The organism is Bradyrhizobium sp. CIAT3101, assembly GCF_029714945.1.
Taxonomy (GTDB): domain Bacteria; phylum Pseudomonadota; class Alphaproteobacteria; order Rhizobiales; family Xanthobacteraceae; genus Bradyrhizobium.
In genome coordinates, this window is the sequence record NZ_CP121634.1 from 74,158 (window position 1) to 92,208 (window position 18,051).

At 65.8% G+C, this 18,051-nt stretch carries 15 protein-coding genes; 11 read left to right on the top strand and 4 right to left on the bottom strand.

What is annotated here, in order from left to right; all coding sequences use genetic code 11:
* Positions 1-33 precede the first annotated feature (33 nt).
* On the top strand, positions 34-1,041 hold the full coding sequence (locus QA645_RS00320; RefSeq protein WP_283047403.1) for an aldo/keto reductase: 1,008 nt from the start codon (positions 34-36) through the stop codon (positions 1,039-1,041).
* Positions 1,042-1,047: 6 nt separating this feature from the next.
* On the opposite strand, the gene moeB is transcribed toward QA645_RS00320, so the two are convergent.
* On the bottom strand, positions 1,048-1,851 hold the full coding sequence (moeB, locus tag QA645_RS00325) for a molybdopterin-synthase adenylyltransferase MoeB (RefSeq protein WP_254191146.1): 804 nt from the start codon (positions 1,849-1,851) through the stop codon (positions 1,048-1,050).
* A gap of 213 nt (positions 1,852-2,064) precedes the next feature.
* On the opposite strand from moeB, the gene QA645_RS00330 reads away from it, so the two are divergent.
* A complete protein-coding gene (locus QA645_RS00330) occupies positions 2,065-3,426 on the top strand; it encodes a serine protease (RefSeq protein WP_283047406.1) in 1,362 nt (453 codons plus the stop codon).
* A 3-nt stretch (positions 3,427-3,429) separates the two neighbouring features.
* On the opposite strand, the gene ggt is transcribed toward QA645_RS00330, so the two are convergent.
* Positions 3,430-5,109, bottom strand: coding sequence for a gamma-glutamyltransferase (ggt, locus tag QA645_RS00335; RefSeq protein WP_283047408.1), 1,680 nt, complete (start codon positions 5,107-5,109; stop codon positions 3,430-3,432).
* A gap of 243 nt (positions 5,110-5,352) precedes the next feature.
* On the opposite strand from ggt, the gene QA645_RS00340 reads away from it, so the two are divergent.
* Positions 5,353-6,090, top strand: coding sequence for a ParA family protein (locus tag QA645_RS00340; protein ID WP_254127186.1), 738 nt, complete (start codon positions 5,353-5,355; stop codon positions 6,088-6,090).
* Positions 6,091-6,399: 309 nt separating this feature from the next.
* Here the strand turns inward: QA645_RS00340 and QA645_RS00345 are convergent, their stop codons facing one another.
* Both QA645_RS00345 and mutM read right to left on the bottom strand, forming a co-directional pair.
* Positions 6,400-6,960, bottom strand: a complete 561-nt coding sequence (locus QA645_RS00345) for a GNAT family N-acetyltransferase (RefSeq protein ID WP_283047410.1) — start codon at positions 6,958-6,960, stop codon at positions 6,400-6,402.
* A gap of 6 nt (positions 6,961-6,966) precedes the next feature.
* The gene (mutM, locus tag QA645_RS00350) at positions 6,967-7,848 is read right to left on the bottom strand and encodes a bifunctional DNA-formamidopyrimidine glycosylase/DNA-(apurinic or apyrimidinic site) lyase (protein WP_283047412.1); all 882 of its coding nucleotides are present in this window, start codon (positions 7,846-7,848) and stop codon (positions 6,967-6,969) included.
* 81 nt (positions 7,849-7,929) lie between these two features.
* Between mutM and ubiE the strand changes: the two genes are divergently transcribed.
* From ubiE to QA645_RS00390, 8 genes are all read left to right on the top strand, one after another.
* Positions 7,930-8,691, top strand: a complete 762-nt coding sequence (ubiE, locus tag QA645_RS00355; protein WP_254127194.1) for a bifunctional demethylmenaquinone methyltransferase/2-methoxy-6-polyprenyl-1,4-benzoquinol methylase UbiE — start codon at positions 7,930-7,932, stop codon at positions 8,689-8,691.
* Entirely contained in the window at positions 8,688-10,262 is a 1,575-nt protein-coding gene (gene ubiB, locus QA645_RS00360; protein WP_254127202.1) for a 2-polyprenylphenol 6-hydroxylase, read from the top strand. Before ubiE ends, ubiB begins: the two co-directional genes overlap by 4 nt.
* A gap of 71 nt (positions 10,263-10,333) precedes the next feature.
* Positions 10,334-11,782: a bifunctional phosphopantothenoylcysteine decarboxylase/phosphopantothenate--cysteine ligase CoaBC gene (gene coaBC, locus QA645_RS00365; RefSeq protein ID WP_283047415.1), complete on the top strand. Its 1,449-nt coding sequence runs from the start codon at positions 10,334-10,336 to the stop codon at positions 11,780-11,782.
* Positions 11,779-12,237 carry a dUTP diphosphatase gene (dut, locus tag QA645_RS00370; RefSeq protein ID WP_283047417.1) on the top strand — a complete coding sequence of 153 codons (459 nt, stop codon included), beginning with the start codon at positions 11,779-11,781 and terminating at the stop codon, positions 12,235-12,237. Before coaBC ends, dut begins: the two co-directional genes overlap by 4 nt.
* Before the next feature lie 410 nt (positions 12,238-12,647).
* Positions 12,648-15,152, top strand: a complete 2,505-nt coding sequence (locus QA645_RS00375; RefSeq protein ID WP_283047419.1) for a PAS domain-containing sensor histidine kinase — start codon at positions 12,648-12,650, stop codon at positions 15,150-15,152.
* A complete protein-coding gene (gene tsaE, locus QA645_RS00380; protein ID WP_283047421.1) occupies positions 15,149-16,669 on the top strand; it encodes a tRNA (adenosine(37)-N6)-threonylcarbamoyltransferase complex ATPase subunit type 1 TsaE in 1,521 nt (506 codons plus the stop codon). Before QA645_RS00375 ends, tsaE begins: the two co-directional genes overlap by 4 nt.
* 86 nt (positions 16,670-16,755) lie before the next feature.
* Positions 16,756-17,070, top strand: a complete 315-nt coding sequence (locus QA645_RS00385; protein WP_283047423.1) for a PilZ domain-containing protein — start codon at positions 16,756-16,758, stop codon at positions 17,068-17,070.
* Positions 17,071-17,196: 126 nt separating this feature from the next.
* Positions 17,197-17,919 carry a nucleotidyltransferase family protein gene (locus QA645_RS00390; RefSeq protein WP_283047425.1) on the top strand — a complete coding sequence of 241 codons (723 nt, stop codon included), beginning with the start codon at positions 17,197-17,199 and terminating at the stop codon, positions 17,917-17,919.
* Positions 17,920-18,051: the final 132 nt, after the last annotated feature.

Consider the following 18,051-nt stretch of genomic DNA (forward strand, 5'->3'; position numbering starts at 1 on the left):
CGCCATCGGCCGCCGCTCTTGAGGAGAGCCATCATGGAACAGCGCAAACTCGGTTCGACCGGCCCCAACGTCTCCGCCCTCGGCCTCGGCTGCATGGGCATGTCGGAGGTCTACGGCCCCGCCGATCGCGGCGAGGCCATCGCCACGGTTCATGCCGCGATCGATGCAGGGATCACACTGCTCGACACCGGCGATTTCTACGCCATGGGTCACAACGAGCTGCTGCTGCGCGAAGCACTGGCGAACGTGCCGCGCGAAAAAGTGGAGATCAGCGTGAAGTATGGCGCGCTGCGCGGGCCCGCCGGTGATTTCATCGGCATGGACACGCGGCCGGCCGCGACCAAGAATTTTCTGGCCTATTCATTGCAGCGCCTCGGCACCGACTATGTGGATGTCTATCGTCCGGCGCGGCTCGATCCCTCCATTCCGATCGAGGAGACGATCGGTGGTCTCGCCGATCTCGTGAAGGCCGGCTACATCAGGCATATCGGCCTGTCCGAGGTCGGCTCCAACACCATCCGCCGCGCGCACGCGGTGCATCCGATCGTCGATCTCCAGATCGAATATTCGCTGATCGAGCGCGGCATTGAGCGCGACATCCTGGAAACCTGCCGTGAGCTCGGCATCGCCATCACCGCCTATGGCGTGCTGGCGCGCGGCCTCATCAGTGGTCATTGGTCGAAAGAATCAGGCAAGACCGGCCGCGACTACCGGCTGATGACGCCGCGCTTTCAGGGCGCGAACCTCGACGCCAATCTCGCGCTGGTGGAACAGCTGCGGACGATCGCCGGCGAGATCGGTGCAACGCCGGCGCAGGTCGCAATCGCCTGGGTCGCAGCCCAGGGCAGGGAGATCGTGCCGCTGGTCGGCGCGCGCACCCGCAATCGCCTCAGCGAAGCGCTTGGATCGACCACGGTGACGTTGACGCCGGCGCATCTGGCCGCATTGGCAAAGGCCTTCCCGCCGAATGTCGCCGCCGGCACGCGCTATGCGGCCGAGCAGATGGCGCATCTCGACAGCGAGAAGCCGGCCAGCAAATAACGGCGATCAGGTGCGATGGGCGCTGAGATCGGTGATCACAGGCCCATCGCCATTGAGCGGATTGGCCGGATCGCGCGCGTAACGCAGCGTCTCGAAGCGCATCGCGCGCGCATCGATCATCAGGAGGCGGCCGACTAGGCCGTCGCCGAACCCGACGATCTCGCGGATCGCCTCCAGCGCCATCATCGAGCCCATCACGCCCGCAAGCGCGCCCATGACGCCGGCCTCGGCGCAGGCCGGCACGGTGCCGGGCGGCGGCGCCTCCGGGAACAGGCAGCGATAGGTCGGGTTGAACTCGCCCTGCTCGTTCGTCTCATGCGCGCGGATGGTGGTGAGCGAGCCGTCGAAGGTGCCGAGCGCCGCGGTGATCAGCGGCCGCTTCGCGAAGAAGCAGGCGTCCGAGACGAGATAGCGCGTCGAGAAATTGTCGGACCCATCGAGCACGAGGTCATAGTCACCGATCAGCGAGAGCGCATTGTCGGCATTGAGCCAGGTGGCGTGGCCGACGAAGCGCACATGCGGATTGAGCGCCGCGATCCGCTCGGCCGCGCTCTCGACCTTGTGCCGGCCGATGTCGGGCGTGGTGTGGATCACCTGGCGCTGGAGATTTGACAGCGACACGACGTCGTCATCGACCACGCCGAGCGTTCCGATACCGGCGGCAGCCAGATACATCAGAGCCGGCGCGCCGAGCCCGCCGGCGCCGATCACCAGCGCAGAGGCGCGTTTCAGCGCGGCCTGGCCGGGGCCGCCGACGTCGCGCAGCACGATATGGCGGGCATAGCGTTCGAGTTCGTCCGGGCTCAGCATCGTCGTCGTTCCTCTCAACCCTCATGGTGAGGAGGCGCGCAGCGCCGTCTCGAACCATGCAGGCCCCGCTGCGGCAGCCCGGCCTTCATCCTTCGCGACGCCGCTTCGCGGCTTCTCAGGATGAGGGTCAACACCTGAACCACCTCAACATTGTTCGCGACCAACGAGATGTGCTTCAATGGCAGCGCGTTCAATGGGCTGGCTGGATTTGTCATGAGATCGATGCTTGCGGCAACACTGATGTTGGCGTCTGCCACAGGCGCCGGCGCCCAGATGACGACGCCACAGGTCCCCGGCACCAAGCCGAAAGTGGTCCAGACCGTTCCGATCAGGCCGCCCGCCCTGCAAACGCCGTCGGAAACCGCGGACGGGATGGCGCAGGCCGAGCGGCTGTCGCTCCAGTCCGACCTCGCATGGGTCGGCGAGTATAACGGCGCCATCACCGGCGACGTCAGCTCGCGCATGGTCGACGCCATCAAGGAGTACCAGAAGGCCAAGGGCGGCAAGCCCACCGGCGTGCTCAATCCGCAGGAGCGCGCCGCGCTCGCCGAAACCGCACGGCGCAAGCAGGACAGCGTCGGCTGGAAAATCGTGACAGAAATGACCAGCGGTGCGCGGCTCGGCATTCCCTCAAAGCTAGTGCCGCAGCAGGCCACGGACGCCAACGGCTCGAAATGGAGTTCGCCGACCGGAACGGTGCAGGTGCTGCTCAGCCGCCGCAAGGAGGCGAACCCGACGACCGCAAAACTCGCGGATGCCGAGAAGAAGGAGCCGGCCGGACGCAAGGTCGACTACACCGTGGTAAAGCCTGACTTCTTCGTGCTGTCGGGATTGCAGGGCCTGAAGAAGTTTTACGTGCGCGGCACCTTCAAGGGCGACGAAGTCCGCATCATGACGATCTTGTACGACCAGGCGACCGAGAACACGGTCGAGCCGGTCGTGATCGCGATGTCGAGCGCATTCAACGCGTTTCCAACGGGACCGCAAGCCGGGCCGCCACCACGCAAGACCGTCGAATACGGCACCGGCATCGTCGTCAGCGACGACGGCGCGATTCTAGCCGACCGTCTCGTCACCGATAGTTGCCTCGCGATCACCATCGGCGGCTACGGCAATGCCGATCGTCTCGCCGAGGACAAGGAGCACGATCTTGCACTGCTGCACATCTATGGCGCGCGCGGCCTGAAGCCGCTCAGCCTCGCGACCGGCGCCGCGAAGACGAGCGTCGATGTCGTCGGCATCGCCGATCCGCAGAGCCAAGGCGGCGCGACCGGTGTGTCGAGCGTCAAGGGCGCGCTTGCGTCACTCGGCGGCGGTGATTCTGTGCTGTCCCCGCCCCCCGCCGTCGGCTTCTCCGGCAGCCCGGCCATCGACGGCGACGGCAAGTTTGCAGGCGTCGCACTGCTGAAGCCGGCGATGGTCGCAGGACCTGCAGCATCAGCGCCCGCGTCGCAGTCGGTCATGGTCGCTGCAGAGACGGTGCGCGATTTCCTGAAGGCGAACGCCGTCACCGCCAACGGCACGTCGACCGATGCGAAAGCCGCCGTCGTGCGCGTGATCTGCGTGCGGAAGTAACGCTCAGCCCAGCCTGAACCTGATCCCGGCCTTCGCGAGCCCGCCCGAGATTCCGACCGGCGTGCCATCGGCGCGCCAGCAGGCGGCACCGGTCATGGTGCCGTCGTCGTGGAAGGCGATGCCGTTCATGCCGCCGGCGACCGTGGCAACGGGCTGCACCTGGTGGCCGAGCGCTGCAAGCCTGGTTCGCACGGCCTCCGGCACGGCCTGCTCCACCTCCAGCGCATTGCCCTCGGTCCAGACCCGCGGCGCCTCGACCGCTTCCTGCAGGCTCATGCCGTGGTCGATCAGATTGACCAGCGCCTGCATCGCGCTCGGGAAGATGCGCTTGCCGCCGGGCAAGCCGAGCGCGTAGCGCAGCTTGCCGTCGCGGAGCGCCATCATCGGCGACATCGAGGTGGTGACGCGCTTGCCAGGCGCGAGCGACAGCGCATGGCCGGGGCGCGGATCGAACAGGTTCATGTAATTGTTGGCGATGGCCCCCAGCCCCGGGATCATGATCTTGGCGCCGAACAGATTGTTGATGGTCTGCGTGGTCGCGACCACGTTGCCGAAACTATCTGCCGCCGTCATGTGCGTGGTGTGCGCGCTTTCGAGCTGAGTCACGCCCGCGCCAAAAGCCTGCGCTCGCGCCGGATCGATGGTGCGGCGGCGCTCATCCGCATAGGCCTTTGACGTCAGCTTCTCCACGGGCACGCCGACATAGTCAGGGTCGCCGCTGGCGGCGGCGCGGTCGGCGAAGGCGATCTTCAGGACCTCGGCCAGGTAATGGATGGTCTCCGGTGTACCGAAGCCGAGGCCACCGATGTCGTAGCCTTCAAGGATGTTCAGCATCTGCGCGATATGCACGCCGGAGGCGGCGGGCGGCGGCGGCCCGAAAATGGTCCAGCCGCGATAGTCGGCGCGGATCGGCTGCCGCTCGACAGTCTTGTAGTTGGTCAGATCGTTGCGGCGGATGAAGCCGCCGGCTTTCTCCATGTAGTCGGCGAGGATGTCGCCGAGCGGCCCCTCGTAGAGAGCCTTCTCTCCGTGGTCGGCGATGTAACGCAGCGTCTCGGCATATTCCGCCTGCACGACGCGCTCGCCGACCTTCAAGGGCTCTCCGTCAGGCAGAAAAATCGCCGCGATCGGCTTGTCCTTGCGCATCGCGGCGGCGCTCTCGCTGATGCATTCGTGCAAGTAGGGCGTCGCCGCATAGCCGCGCGCGGCGTGCTTGATCGCGGGCTGCATGACGTCGGCGAGCGACATGGTGCCGAACCTTTGCTGCGTCTCGCACCAGGCTTTCAGCGAGCCCGGCGTGGCGACGGCCTTCGGGCCATTGAGGTTCTCGTTGCCGACGGTGTCGAACACGTCATGGGCCGAGCCCGGCCTGGAGGTGTAGGTGGTGTCGCGCACCGACGCGGGCACCGTGCTCTGGCCGTCGATGAAGCGGTGGCTGCCGTCGGCCAGCCGGATATGCGCCATGCCGCCGCCGATGATGCCGACCATCATCGGCTCGACCACGGTCAGCGTGAACAGGGTCGCGATCGCGGCATCGACGGCGTTGCCGCCGGCCGCGAGCATCTCGGCCCCGGCACTTGAGGCCAGGGGATGGTTGCTCACCACCATGCCGCGGCTCGAGACCGCCGGCATCTTCTGGCATTCAAAGGTGGTCGCCGTCCGGTCGCGCCAATTGCCGCTCATCCCACTCACCCTTCCGATGCAAGGCGGCGAGCACACCATGCGCGCGATAATGGGTCCAGTGTTGGTACGGATTGGCTGGCATTCCCGATTCTGCCATCATCGTTACCGTTGATTCGGACATCCGCGGTCCCCTTTGGATCGGGCAGGGCACGTCCTGAGCGAGAAGAGCTCAGCATCGAGAAGCGATGCACGTTCGCGTGGCGTTACTCCCAGACCCTGGCAATCCAAAGGAATCCTCTTCCAATGCATACGATCGTACTGGCCACCCAAAAGGGCGGCAGCGGCAAGAGCACGCTTGCCATCGGCCTCGCGCTGGCTGCCAAGCAGGCCGGCTTCACCGTTCGCCTGATCGAGACCGACCCGCAGGGCACCCTGTCGAACTGGGCCCGCCGCCGCAACAACGACGATGTCGTCGTCGAGCCGATCTATCACGCCGCCGATTTCGAGCCGCGGCTGAAGATGCTGGCCGGGAGCGGCCTCCAGCTCGCAATCGTCGACACCGCGGCCGGCCTCAGCGCCGTGACCACCGCTGCGATCCGCTATTCCGACCTCTGCCTGATCCCGGCCCGCCCCAGCGTCGCCGACATCGAGGCCACCGTCTCCACCCTCAGCGTCGCGCGCGCCTGGAAGCGTCCCTACAGCTTCGTGCTGAACCAGACGCCGATCCGCGGCCAGCGCATCGACAACTCCGCCAACGCGCTCGGCGAGGAAGCCGCGCTCGATCTCACCGAGGTGCTCGCGCGCCCCATGATCGTGATGCGCAACGACCACCAGGACTCGCTCGCCTCGGGCCTCGCCGTCAGCGAGTTCGCGCCGAACGGCAAGTCGACCGAGGAAATCCGCGGCCTCTGGCGCTGGGTCGAGACCCGTCTCGACCTCTCCGCCGGCAGTCTGCTGATCGATCAGGTCATGTCGGCGGCGAACGGAATGCTGCATGCCGCGGCCGAGATTTCGGCGGACGAAACTGTTCTGGCGTCCTGAGCGGGGCGATCGCTCAAGGCCCAGACGGGCTCTTCGCCATCCGGTGAATGAGCCCAGGCGACGAAGCAATCCGACCACCAGCCCGGCCGGATTGCTTCGCGTCGTGTTTTGTTGAAAACAACCCCATGCACAGTAGAACCGCTCTCGGCCGAGCTATCCCGGCGGCGGCGCGTAGACGTTTGAATCATCGGGGAAAACGGAGCTACGCCAGCTTTCGTAGCCCGGATGGAGCGCAGCCCAATCCGGGGCACCTGCATCCGCCGCGCGAAGATCCCGGATTTCGCTACGCTCCATCCGGGCTACGGCACTTCAATCAAGCCGCCGGCCGAGCCAGGCCTCACGCCGCACGATCCACTTCTCCGACTTCGTCTGCCCATCGTGATGCGCAAGCTCGATGAAGCCGACGAACTCCGCGCCGGTCTTCTGCTTGACCCGGCGCGAGGCCTCGTTGGTGGCGGCGTTGCTGACATAGAAATGATCGAGGCCGAGCGTGAGGAAGGCAAAATCGTTCACCGCGGTGACGGCCTCCGTCATCATCAGGCCACGTCCCCAGTAAGGCTCGGCCAGCCAGAAGCCGCGATTGCCCTTGGCGCCGCTGGCACGGGGCCGGAAATGAACGTTGCCGATCGCTTCGCCATCACCGCCCTTCAGCACCAGCACCCAATGATTGATCTCCTCGCCGGCCGATATCTTGTCGAGCTGTGTTCTGACGAATGTCTCCGCACCATCGGCAGGATATGGCCAGGGCACGACAGTCGAGAGATGCCGGATGATATTCCAATTGTCGAAATGACGCTGGATCGCCGGCGCGTCCGACATTGCGAGCGGGCGCAGGATCAGGCGTTCGGTCTCAAGCTGCGGCGTCGGCATGACCTGCTACTTCTGGCACTTCGGACACCAGAAGGTCGAACGGCCGTTCTGGGTGAAGCGCTTGATCGTGCCGCCACAGCGCGGGGTGGCGCATTTCTCATCCTCGCGATCGTAGACCTTGAACGAGTGCTGGAAATAGCCGAGCTCGCCCGAGGTCTGGCGATGGTCGCGCAATGACGAGCCGCCGGCCTTGATGGCGTCGTTCAGCACGGTGTGGATGGCGCCGACCAATCGCTTCGCATGATCCGTCGGCTCGCCCTTCTTGGTCGACAGGGTCGCTGCGATCCGGCGCGGCGACAGATGCGAGCGGTGCAGGGCTTCGCAGACATAGATGTTGCCGAGGCCGGCAACGACGCGCTGGTCGAGCAGCGCGGCCTTCAGGCTGGTGGTCTTGTCCTGGCAGGAGCGCGCCAGCATCGCGGCATCGAACGCATTGCCGAGCGGCTCGGGGCCAAGGTCGCGCAGCAGCGGCTCGTCGTCGAGTGCGTTGCGCGCGATCACTTTCATGTAACCGAAGCGGCGCGGATCGTTGAAGACGATGTCGGCGCCCGAGGACATCCGAAACAGCACGTGGTCGTGCGCGGAATCCTTACCCTTGGGATAGTGAAACTCGCCGGGCGCGGCCTGGTTGTCCGGCTTGATGACGCGGAACGAGCCCGACATGCCCAGATGCATCAGCAGCACGTCGCCGGAGCCGAGATCGGCCATGAGATATTTTGCACGGCGGCCGAGGCCCGTGACGACCTGTCCCTGGAGCCGGGCCACGAAGTTTGGCTGGAACGGAAAGCGCAAATCGGGCCGGCGGGCCTCCGCAACGACGATTTTCGCACCCTCCATGACGGGCTGAAGGCCGCGGCGGACGGTCTCGACTTCGGGCAATTCAGGCATGGTCAGGCATTCACCTTATGAGGGCGGTGTGATAGCGCCATTGCGGCGGCCGCGCTATGGTCGGCGCCGTGGAGTAGAGTAATGGATCGGCCGGGCGAAACCACGCATTTTGGCTTCAAAGACGTTCCCCTGGGGGACAAGCAGACGCTGGTGAACGATGTGTTTCACAGCGTGGCGTCGCGCTATGACCTGATGAACGATTTGATGTCCGGTGGCCTGCACCGGGTCTGGAAGGACATCATGATCAACGCACTCGCCCCGCCCCGCGGCGACCGGCCGTTTGCGTTGCTCGACGTCGCCGGCGGCACCGGCGACATCTCGTTCCGGGCCGCCAAAGCGGCAGGTCCGGGCTTCCATGCCACCGTCTGCGACATCAATTCCGACATGCTCGCGGTGGGCCGCGAGCGCGCCGCCAAGCGCCATCTCGAGACCCAGGTCGATTTCGTCGAAGGCAATGCCGAAGCGCTCGCCTTCGCCGACCGCAGCTTTGACGCATATACGATCGCTTTCGGCATCCGCAACGTGCCGCAGATCGACAAGGCGCTGCGCGAGGCCTATCGCGTGTTGAAACCCGGCAGCCGCTTCCTGTGCCTGGAATTCTCCACCGTCGAGATGCCCGGCCTCGACAAGATCTATGATCTGTTCTCGTTCAAGGTGATCCCGCCGCTCGGCCGCATGGTCACGGGCGACGCCGAATCCTACCAATATCTGGTCGAATCGATCCGCAAGTTTCCGAAGCCGAATGCGTTCGCCGACATGATCCGCGACGCCGGCTTTTCCCGCGTCAGCTTTCAGACCCTGACCGGCGGCATCGTCGCACTGCATTCGGGCTGGCGTTTGTGATTTCTGCCATCACCCACATTTCGCGCCTGATCCGCGCCGCGTTCGTCTTTGCGCGCGAGGGTGTGTTCGGTTCCGTCGATCCGAGCCTGGTGCCGCCGCCCGGACAACTCGCGCTGAAGCTTGCGCGCATCGTCGAGCGACGCGGCCCGAAGGATAGTCCGCGCTTGTCGCGCGCGCTGACCCGGATGGGCCCGGCCTATCTCAAGCTCGGACAATTTTTGGCGACGCGGCCCGATGTCGTCGGCGTCGGAATGGCGCGCGACCTCGAAAGCCTGCAAGACCGCCTGCCGCCGTTCTCGCAGGCCGAAGCGGAAGCTGCGATCGCAACGTCGCTGGAACGGCCGCTCAAGGACGTGTTCGTGAGCTTCGGCCCGCCGGTCGCGGCTGCCTCGATCGCGCAGGTGCATCGCGGCGAGATCGAGCGCGATGGCATGCGCAAGCCGGTCGCGGTCAAGGTGCTCAGGCCGAACGTGTCCGCGCGCTTCCGCCGCGATCTTTCCGACTTTTTCTACGTCGCGCACAAGGCCGAGGCCTACTCGGCCGAAGCGCGACGGCTCCGCCTGATCGAAGTCATCAACACGATGTCCCGCTCGGTCGCGATGGAGATGGATCTGCGGCTTGAGGCGGCTGCGCTGTCGGAGATGGCGGAGAACACGCAGAACGATCCCGACTTCCGCGTCCCGACCGTCGACTGGGACCGCACCACGCACAACGTGCTGACGATGGAGTGGATCGACGGCATCGCGCTGAACGACCACAAGCGCCTCGCGGAAGCGCAGGTCGATCTGCCCGATCTCGGCCGCAAGGTGATCCAGAGCTTCCTGCGCCACGCGCTGCGCGACGGCTTCTTCCACGCCGACATGCATCCGGGCAATCTGTTCCTGGACGACGCCGGCCGCCTCGTCGCGGTCGATTTCGGCATCATGGGCCGGCTCGGCATGAAGGAGCGGCGCTTCCTCGCGGAAATCCTGCTCGGCTTCATCACGCGCGATTACCGCCGTGTCGCCGAGGTGCATTTCGAGGCGGGCTATGTGCCCGCGCATCATTCGGTCGAAAATTTTGCGCAAGCCATCCGCGCCATCGGCGAGCCCATTCACAACCGCACCGCCGAGGAAATCTCGATGGCGCGGCTGCTGACGCTGCTGCTCGAGGTTACCGGCCTGTTCGACATGACGACGCGACCCGAGCTGATCCTGCTGCAGAAGACCATGGTCGTGGTCGAAGGCGTGGCGCGCGGTTTCGATCCCAAGCTCGACATCTGGAAGGTCGCCGATCCCGTGGTGCGCGAATGGATCGAGCGCAATCTCGGGCCGATCGGCCGGGTTCAGAGTGCGCTGGCCGGCGGCGGCGACCTCACCAAAGTGCTGATGCGCCTGCCTGACATCGCCCAGCGCTCGGTCGCGGTGCTGGAGCAGCTCGAGACCATGACGCGGGAGGGCCTCCGGCTGTCGCCGGAGAGCATCGCCGCGATGGGGCGCAGCGAGGGCCGCAAGAACCGCTGGCGCACCGTGGCGCTCTGGATCATCGCCGCGACCTTCATCGGCATCCTGATCGCCGTCCGGAATCTGTGATTGCCAAAAGCGTGATTGCACTGCAATCACACGAGTGATAGCATCGCTATCATCCCGTGCTGGAGGGCGTCATGGCAAGCCTGACCATCCGTAAGCTCGACGACACCGTCAAAGCCTATTTGCGGCTGCGCTCGGCCAGAAACCGCAGATCGGTCGAGGAAGAGGTCCGGGTCATCCTGCGGGAGCTGATCGAGGGCCGCGAGGAGCCGCTGACGCCATTTGCGGTACCGCCCGAAGCGTCCCCTGCAGCCGCGTCAGCCCGCACCAGCGCCGCCCCCGAGGCCAGCGTCACCCTGATCATCGGCGGCGGGATCGCTGCGTTCAAATCGCTCGACCTGATCCGCAGGCTGAAGGAGCGGCGCATCGAGGTCCGCTGCGTGCTGACCAAGGCGGCAGAGCAGTTCGTCACGCCGCTCTCGGTCAGCGCCCTCTCCCATGAGCGCGTCTACACCGACTTGTTCGATCCCCAGAGCGAGTTCGACGCCGGCCATATCCGCCTCGCGCGCGACTGCGATCTGATCGTGGTGGCGCCGGCGACCGCCGATTTGATGGCGAAGATGGCCAACGGCCATGCCGATGACCTCGCCAGCGCCATCCTGCTCGCGACCAACCGCAAGGTGCTGCTGGCGCCTGCGATGAATCCGCTGATGTGGAACAACCCGGCAACCCGCCGCAATGTCGCGCAGCTTCAGCGCGACGGCATCCTGCTGGTCGGTCCCAACTCCGGCGAAATGGCCGAAGCGGGCGAAGCCGGGGTCGGACGCATGTCGGAAGCCATCGAGATCGCCACTGCTGCCGAGAAACTGCTGCGGCCGCCGGTGCCGCGGCCGCTCGCCGGCAAGCGCGTGCTGATCACGGCGGGTCCGACCCACGAGCCGATCGATCCGGTGCGCTACATCGCCAACCGTTCCTCCGGCAAGCAAGGGTTTGCGATTGCCGCCGCCGCGCAAGCTGCCGGCGCCGAGGTGATTTTGGTCAGCGGTCCCGTGGACCTCGACGATCCCGCCGGCGTCACGGTGAAGCATGTGGAATCGGCACGGCAGATGCTGGAGCAGGTGCAGGCTGCACTTCCCGCCGACATCGCGATCTTTGCCGCCGCCGTCGCCGACTGGCGCGTCGCCAATGAAGGCGAGCAGAAGCTGAAGAAGACTTCGGCCGGCATGCCGCCGCTTCAACTGGTCGAGAATCCCGACATCCTCGCCACGATCTCAAAACTCATCGACAAGCGTCCGCCGCTGGTGATCGGCTTTGCCGCCGAGACCGAGCATCTCATCGACAACGCCAAGACGAAGCTCGCCCGCAAGGGCTGCGACTGGATCGTCGCCAACGATGTCTCGCCCGCCACCGGCGTGATGGGCGGCGATCGCAACACGGTGCACCTCATCAGCAAGAATGCTGAGAACAACGGCGAGATCATTGTTGATTCCTGGCCGGTGATGACCAAGGAACAGGTCGCCATCGAACTGGTCGCGCATATCGCCAAAAGCGTGACCGACAAATCCCTGGAGCCGACATCTTGAGCACGAAGGTCACCGTCGAACTGCAGCAACTGGCCCACGCCGAAGGCCTGCCGCTGCCGGCCTACCAGACCGCGGACGCCGCCGGCCTCGACCTGATGGCGGCGGTGGCGGACAGCGAGCCGATGACGCTTGCGCCCGGCCAATATGCGCTGGTGCCGACGGGGCTTGCGATTGCGCTGCCGCCTGGGCACGAGGCCCAGGTGCGGCCCCGCTCGGGGCTTGCGGCCAAGCACGGCATCACCGTGCTGAATTCGCCCGGCACGATCGACGCCGACTACCGCGGCGAGATCAAGGTGATCCTGATCAACCACGGCGCCACGCCGTTCGTGATCAAGCGCGGCGAGCGCATTGCGCAGATGGTGATCGCACCAATGGTCCAGGCCGCCTTGGTTCCCGTGACGACGCTGTCGTCGACCGATCGCGGCGCCGGCGGATTCGGGTCGACGGGCCGCTGAGCCGACAACAAAGGTCTCGCCGTTCCCTCCCCCCTGTGGGGGAGGGGCAGGGAGGGGTGCCGCGCGGGGATTCTTTCCGTCGTCCTCTCAACCGCGATGCATCATCAACAAATGAGCACCTTTTCCTTGGCTACCCCTCTCCCTAACCCTCCCCCACAAGGGGAGAGGGAACGCACCTTCATTGGAGCGCCAATCGAGTCTCATCTCTTCACCCGCTAACACGCGGCAATCTCAACCGAATCACCCGCAGAATTACGTGCGACTGGAACTCAACGCCCCGCATTTTTTTGGGACCGCCTTTGCGTTCACGGTCTGGACTCTTACCGGTGGAGTCGCGGTGGGGGTATTGTCGTTTGATTCGCGCGCGACGGGGGTTGCCGCGCGTCAATTCGTGCGGTCTTGGGGCAACTATGTCAGGCGTGATCGTGTCGATGCGTCGGACGCTGTTGTCGTGCACTTCGTTGGTGCGCAACGGCTTGTTGGGAGGCGCTCTCGCAGCGCTGCTGCCGGCTGCGCCGGCTGAGGCCGCCGACCTCGTCGACACACTCTCGATATTGCTGGACTTCAACCGGCAGGAGCTCGCGGTGCTGGCCACCGCGCTGGCTCTGCTCGGCTTCTCGGTCGTGGCCGCGATCCTGCTGATGCGCACACGCGTCGGCAAGGCCAAGACCGAGGCGGCGTTGCGCGCGCGAATCAGGGACCTCCAGCTGCAAACCGACCGTTTCGGCGCGCTGCTGTTTGCCGAGCCGCAGATCCTGATCTCCTGGCCGGCCGGCGACGATCGCGCGCAGATCTCGGGCGACATCGCGATGGTGCTGCCGCGCGATTCGTCGCCGCAGCGCGTGCTCGCCTTCGGAACCTGGCTGCCGCCGGAACCGGCGCTGCAGATGGATCACGCCGTCGATGCGCTGCGCGAGCGCGGTGACGGCTTCCAGCTCACGCTGACGACCGCCAACGGCCACACGCTGGAAGCGATCGGCCGCGCCATCGGCGGCCAGGCCATTGTCCGGATTCGCGAACTCTCCGGCCTGCGGCGCGAACTGGCCGAGACCCATCTGCGCTACCGCGCACTCGCCGACGAAACCGAGATGCTGCGCGGCTTCGCCGCCGCCGCGCCGTGGCCGATCTGGGCCAAGGGCGAGAACGGCGCGCTGACCTTCGCCAATCCGGCCTATGTGCGCGCGACGGAAGCGACCAGCATCATCGACGCCCAGGCACGCAAGCTCGAGCTGCTCGACAGCGCCGACCGCACCGCCATGGAGCGGGGCCTGAAAGACGCAGCTCACTTCACCTCGCGGCTGCCGATCGTGATCGGCGGCGAGCGGCGCATGTACGACGTGCGGGCCGTCAATGTCGGCCATGGCAGCGTCGGCGTCGCGATCGACGCGAGCGAAGCCGATGCGCTGAGCGCGGCCCTGGTGCGGATGGCTGAGGCGCATCGCCGCACGCTCGATCAGCTCTCTTCCGGCGTGGCCGTGTTCGACGGCCAGCGCCGGCTCGCCTTCTACAACGATTCCTACCGGCGGCTGTGGGATCTCGACCGCACCTTCCTCGACGCCCATCCCGATGATTCCAGCGTGCTCGACCAGCTCCGCGCTGCGCGTAAATTGCAGGAGCAGCCGGACTTCCGCGCCTGGAAGGCCAAGCTGCACGAGGCCTATCGCGCGGTCGAGGCGGCCAAGGACACCTGGTACCTGCCCGACGGCCGCGCGCTGTCCGTCGTCACCACGCCGAATCCCGAAGGCGGCGTCACCTATCTGTTCGACGACGTCACCGAGAGCCTCGAGCTCGCCCGCCGCTTCGACGGCATGATCCGGGTCCAGCGCGAGACGCTGGACAGCCTCGCCGAGGGCGTTGCCGTGTTCGGCAGCAACGGCAGGGCGCAGCTGTTCAATCCGGCCTTCCTGCGGATGTGGAAGCTGTCGAACGATGCCATGCGCGAGGAGCCGCATATCCAGACCGTCGAGGGCTGGTGCCATCAGCTGTTCGACGATCCCGCGGTCTGGCGCCAGATCCGCGAAGCCATCACCTCGATCGAGAACCGCGCCGATGTGCCGCTCAAGCTCGAGCGCAAGGACGGCAGCGTGCTCGACGGCATGATCCGTCCGATGCATGACGGCGCGACCATGCTGACCTTCCTCGACATCACCGACACCGAGAATGTCGAGCGCGCGCTGCGCGAGCGCAACGAGGCGCTGGAGACCGCCGACCAGATGAAGGTGGATTTCGTCCACCACGTCTCCTACGAGCTGCGTTCGCCGCTCACCACCATCATCGGCTTCGCGCATTTCCTCAGCGACCCCTCGACCGGACCGCTGACCCCGAAGCAGGCCGAATATCTCGACTACGTCACCAAATCGACCAATGCGCTGCTGGCGCTGACCAACAACATCCTGGATCTCGCCACCATCGACGCCGGCGCCATGAAGCTGGAGCTCGGCCCGGTCGATGTCAGCAAGACCATCGAGCTCGCCGCCGAAGGTATCCAGGACCGGCTCGCCACCGACCGCATCCGTCTCAAGGTCGAGATCGCGCCCGATGTCGGCAGCTTCGTCGGCGACGAGAAGCGCGTGGTGCAGGTGCTCTATAATCTGCTTGCCAACGCCGTCGGCTTCTCGCCGCAGGATTCCACCGTCGGGATCAGCGCGCGCCGCACCGAGCGCAGCGTGGTCTTTATTGTGACAGATTCCGGACCTGGAATACCCGCCGACATGAAGGACAAGGTGTTCAACTGGTTTGAAAGCCGCTCGCAGGGCTCGCGTCATCGCGGCGCCGGGCTCGGGCTTTCGCTGGTGCGCTCCTTCGTCGAGCTGCATGGCGGCAAGGTGCAGGTGGATTCGGTCGTGGGCAAGGGCACGGTCGTGATCTGCGACTTCCCGACCGACCAGGCGGCGCATCGCGACGCCGCCGAATGACAGAACCGACCACATTCTCCGTCGCGCTTCATAACGAGACGGCCACCGCGCAATTGATGGCCGACCTCGCGCTGCTGATCGGTCCCGGCGATACCATCACCCTCACCGGCGATCTCGGCGCCGGCAAGACAGCGGCCGCCCGCAGCCTGATCCGCTACCTCGCCGGCGACGACGAGCTGGAAGTGCCGAGCCCGACCTTCACGCTGGTGCAGGGCTACGAGCTGCCGGCATTTGCGGTGATGCATGCCGACCTTTATCGCGTCGAGGATGAGAGCGAGCTCGAGGAGATCGGGCTGTCGCCACTGCCGGAGGCGACGCTGGTGCTGATCGAATGGCCCGAGCGCGCGCCCTCGGCCATGCCCGCGGACCGCATCGACATCGCGCTGACGCATCGTCCCGCACTGGGCTCGAATGCGCGCGCCGCCGACGTCACGGGGTATGGCAGGAGCGCAGCTACCGTTGCTCGGTTGAAGACGTTGCGCCAATTCCTCGATGCGTCCGGCTATCTCGACGCAGGCCGCAGGCACATGGCCGGCGACGCCTCGACGCGCTCCTACGCGCGGCTGGTCCGCGACGATGGTGTCGTCATTCTCATGAACTCGCCGCAGCGCCCCGATGGTGCAGCGATCTACAACGGCAAATCCTACAGCGCCGTGGTGCATCTTGCGGAGAACATCAAGCCATTCGTCGCCATCGACGAAGGTTTGCGCGCGGTCGGCATCTCGGCACCGAAGATCCACCATATCGATCTCGACCACGGCTTCCTGATCTCGGAGGACCTTGGCAGCGAAGGCGTGATCGAAGGCGATCCGCCCCGGCCGATCACCGAGCGCTATGAAGCCGCGACCGACGTGCTGGCCGTGCTGCATGGCAAGGCACTGCCGGAAACGTTGCCGGTGGACGGGCAAACCCATGCCATTCCTGCCTGGGACACCGAGGCACTGCTGATTGAAATCGGCCTGATGCCGGAATGGTATCTGCCCGATCGCAATGCGCCGTTGAGCGAAGAGAAGCGCGCGGAATTCTTTGCGATGTGGCGCGAGCTGCTGAAGAAGCCGCTGGCCGCGCCAAAAACCTGGATCATCCGCGATTACCACTCGCCGAATCTGATCTGGCTCGCGGACCGCACAGGCATGGCGCGCGTCGGGGTGATCGACTTCCAGGACACCGTGCTCGGACCGCGCTCCTACGACGTGGTGTCGCTGCTGCAGGATGCCCGCATCGACGTGCCCGAAGCCCTCGAGCTGACGCTGCTGTCGCGCTACATCAAGGCGCGTCGCGCTGAGGATGCGAGCTTCGATCCGGCCGGCTTTGCCGAGCTCTATGCCATCATGTCGGCGCAGCGCAACACGCGTCTGCTCGGCACTTTTGCGCGACTCAACCGCCGCGACGGCAAGCCGCATTATCTGCGCCACCAGCCGCGGATCTGGACCTATCTGCAGCGTTCGCTGGCGCATCCGGCCCTCGCGCATTTGCGCGAATGGTATCTCGCTAACGTCCCGCCGCCCCAATCCTGAGCTGGAACCGATTTACCCGCTGTTAGCCATCGCGCCGGTATCATCGCCCGCAGGCCGCCGGACAAATAGGGGCTGGAGCAAGGCAGATGGCGGTCAAGACGGACCATCGCGGCAATAGTCGGGTTGTTTTCGAACGCGGAATTCCGGCCCAGATGATGGGGATCGACGGCACCTGGCGGCGCGAATGCACCATGGAGGACGTATCCGAAAGCGGCGCCAAGCTGACGATCGACGGCTCGGTCGAAGGTCTGCATCTGAAGGAATTTTTTCTCGTCCTGTCGTCCACCGGCCTGGCGTACCGGCGCTGCGAACTGGCCTGGGTCAATGGCGATCAGATCGGGGTCAATTTTCTCAAGCCCGGCGACAAGAAGAAAGCGCGTTCCACAGCCGCCGGGGCGTGAGAGCAACACACGTCGTACAACCGTCACGGCGGGTGGCTAAGGCCGTTGAGATGCGGTGCAGCTGACCGGGGCTCGTGCTAGGCTTGCCGCGAACGTAGAGATTCCAGAGGTTCGAGAAAGCGAAGGATGTCCGTCAAACCGACCAAAGCCATGGTGCTCGCCGCAGGGTTCGGCCTGCGCATGCGTCCGCTGACGGATAAGATGCCGAAGCCGATGGTGCCCGTGGCCGGCCAGCCGCTGCTCGACCACGTGCTCGACAAGCTCGCCTCGGCCGGCGTGACCGAGGCGGTGGTCAACGTGCACTATCTGCCCGACCAGATCATCGAGCACACCGCGACGCGCCAGCATCCGCGCGTGACCATCTCGGACGAGCGCGACCAGGTGCTCGGCACCGGCGGCGGCGTGGTCAAGGCGCTGCCGCTGCTCGGCGATGCGCCGTTCTACCACGTCAATTCCGACACGCTGTGGATCGACGGCGTGCGCTCCAATCTGACGCGGCTTGCGGAGTACTTCGACCCTGCAAGCATGGACATCCTGCTGCTGATGGCGCCCACCGCGACCAGCATCGGCTATAGCGGCCGCGGCGATTACGGCATGCTGCCCGACGGCGCGCTGCGCAAGCGCAAGGAAAAGGAGATCGTCCCGTTCGTCTATGCGGGCGCGGCGATCCTGTCGCCGACGATCTTCGCCGATGCGCCCGAGGGCGAATTCTCGCTGACGAAAATGTTCGACCGCGCCAACGAGCAGGAGCGCCTGTTCGGCCTGCGCCTCGATGGCGTCTGGATGCATGTCGGGACGCCGGATGCGGTCCACGCCGCGGAAGAGGCGTTTTTGGAGAGCGTGGCGTAGGCCGCGCTACTCGTGTCCCGGACGCGGTGCGGCGCGAAGTGCCGCTCCGCAGAGCCGGGACCCACACTGTCCTTCGCGGAACGAAGTAACTGGGCCCCGGCTCAGCGGCGCATCACTGCGTGCTGCGCCGCG

Excerpts from the sequence above, each read along its gene's own strand:
- QA645_RS00320 (WP_283047403.1), top strand. The coding sequence starts at position 34 with ATGGAACAGCGCAAACTCGGTTCGACCGGCCCCAACGTCTCCGCCCTC.
- moeB (WP_254191146.1), bottom strand. The coding sequence starts at position 1,851 with ATGCTGAGCCCGGACGAACTCGAACGCTATGCCCGCCATATCGTGCTG.
- QA645_RS00330 (WP_283047406.1), top strand. The coding sequence starts at position 2,065 with ATGAGATCGATGCTTGCGGCAACACTGATGTTGGCGTCTGCCACAGGC.
- ggt (WP_283047408.1), bottom strand. The coding sequence starts at position 5,109 with ATGAGCGGCAATTGGCGCGACCGGACGGCGACCACCTTTGAATGCCAG.
- QA645_RS00340 (WP_254127186.1), top strand. The coding sequence starts at position 5,353 with ATGCATACGATCGTACTGGCCACCCAAAAGGGCGGCAGCGGCAAGAGC.
- QA645_RS00345 (WP_283047410.1), bottom strand. The coding sequence starts at position 6,960 with ATGCCGACGCCGCAGCTTGAGACCGAACGCCTGATCCTGCGCCCGCTC.
- mutM (WP_283047412.1), bottom strand. The coding sequence starts at position 7,848 with ATGCCTGAATTGCCCGAAGTCGAGACCGTCCGCCGCGGCCTTCAGCCC.
- ubiE (WP_254127194.1), top strand. The coding sequence starts at position 7,930 with ATGGATCGGCCGGGCGAAACCACGCATTTTGGCTTCAAAGACGTTCCC.
- coaBC (WP_283047415.1), top strand. The coding sequence starts at position 10,334 with ATGGCAAGCCTGACCATCCGTAAGCTCGACGACACCGTCAAAGCCTAT.
- QA645_RS00375 (WP_283047419.1), top strand. The coding sequence starts at position 12,648 with ATGTCAGGCGTGATCGTGTCGATGCGTCGGACGCTGTTGTCGTGCACT.
- tsaE (WP_283047421.1), top strand. The coding sequence starts at position 15,149 with ATGACAGAACCGACCACATTCTCCGTCGCGCTTCATAACGAGACGGCC.
- QA645_RS00385 (WP_283047423.1), top strand. The coding sequence starts at position 16,756 with ATGGCGGTCAAGACGGACCATCGCGGCAATAGTCGGGTTGTTTTCGAA.
- QA645_RS00390 (WP_283047425.1), top strand. The coding sequence starts at position 17,197 with ATGTCCGTCAAACCGACCAAAGCCATGGTGCTCGCCGCAGGGTTCGGC.